We start from the raw sequence: 1,499 nt of genomic DNA on the forward strand, positions 1-1,499 counted from the left end.
TCAGACGGTATGACGTGACCGCCTCGGCGTGAGGGGGTTGCGGGCCGGGGCCTCTCACATGCATGTACGTGGGTTGTCGGGCAGGAGTGGCCTGCTCGACCTATCCACAGGCATAGGAGGCCCCGGTGATTTCTGAGCGTACGAGCGTCGGGCTCGATGTGCACGCACGATCGGTGATGGCAACCGGTCTTGACGCAATGACCGGTGAGGTGTTCAAGCAGAAGCTCGTCCCGGCCAGCGAGGTGGTCGTGGACTGGTTGCGGGGGCTGCCGGGCCCGGTGGCGGTGACCTATGAGGCCGGACCGACCGGATTCGGCCTCTACCGGGCGATCACCGCAGCCGGGATCCGCTGCGAAGTGGCCGCGCCATCGAAGCTGAACCGGCCGCCCGGGGATCGCGTCAAGACCGACGCCAAGGACGCCCTGCTCCTCGCGCAACTGCTCCAAGTCGGACAGATCGTTCCGGTCAGGGTTCCCACCATCACCGAGGAAGCCGCCCGCGACCTGGTCCGGGCTCGTGAAGATGTCCGCGGCGACCTGATGCGGGCCCGGCACCGAGTCTCAAAGTTGCTGCTGCGCCACGGCCACGTCTACTACGGCGGGAACGCCTGGACCGGCAAGCACCAGGCGTGGCTGCACGGCATCCGGTTCGACCAGCCCGGCACTCGCGCCGCCTACGAGGCCGACCTCGAAGCGGTCGAGTTCACCCTGGCCCGCCGCAACCGGCTCGACGCTGCGATCACCGCGATGGCTGCCGACAGCGAGTTCACCGACCTGACCCGACGCCTGTGCTGCCTACGGGGGATCTCCACCCTGACCGGTTTCGCACTCGCGGTCGAACTGGGCGACTGGACCAGGTTCACCGGCTCCAGCATCGGCGCCTACCTCGGTCTGGTGCCCTCCGAGCACTCCAGCGGCGACTCGCGCAGGCAGGGTGGAATCACCAAGACCGGCAACACCCACGCCCGCCGTCTGCTGATCGAGGCCGCATGGCACCACCAGCCCCGCTACACCGTCGGGCCCACCATGCAGGCCCGGTGGGAACAGGCCACCCCCGCCGCCAGAGTCCGCGGACACGCCGGCAACCAGCGGCTGCACCACCAATGGGCCAAGTACACGGCCCGGAAGAAGAAGCACACCGTGGCCAACACCGCGATCGCCCGCGAACTCGCCGGCTGGTGCTGGTCACTGGCCACCCTCGAGTAGCCACACCCCTGACTTGATCTGGAACCGGTCCCTGCGTGCAGCGCGAGGAGCCGACCCGCGATTCGACTGTGAGCCACGAGCCCGGCTCGTGACGCTCGACCTCAGAGAAGCGGAGCGCTCCTGCCGAACGCCGTCCTGCGGTACCCAACCCGCGCATATCAGTCTCGACCGCGCGTCGCGAAGACACGCTGCGCAGACGACCAGATCCAGACCAAGCGAGGCGCCGTCAGGCCACCCAGGCCCGACGGCGCCTCACCCTGCCCTTGACAGGCGCGCCCTACATATCAGTCGAGG

General features: G+C 68.4%; 1 protein-coding gene. It reads left to right on the plus strand.

Annotated features, from left to right (window positions below; genetic code table 11):
* Nucleotides 1-158: 158 nt before the first annotated feature.
* Nucleotides 159-1,205, plus strand: a complete 1,047-nt coding sequence (locus IRX98_RS22355; protein WP_224280554.1) for an IS110 family RNA-guided transposase — start codon at nt 159-161, stop codon at nt 1,203-1,205.
* The last annotated feature ends 294 nt before the right edge of the window (nt 1,206-1,499 follow it).

The sequence above is a fragment of the Nocardioides lacusdianchii genome (assembly GCF_020102855.1).
Classification (GTDB): Bacteria; Actinomycetota; Actinomycetes; order Propionibacteriales; family Nocardioidaceae; genus Nocardioides; species Nocardioides lacusdianchii.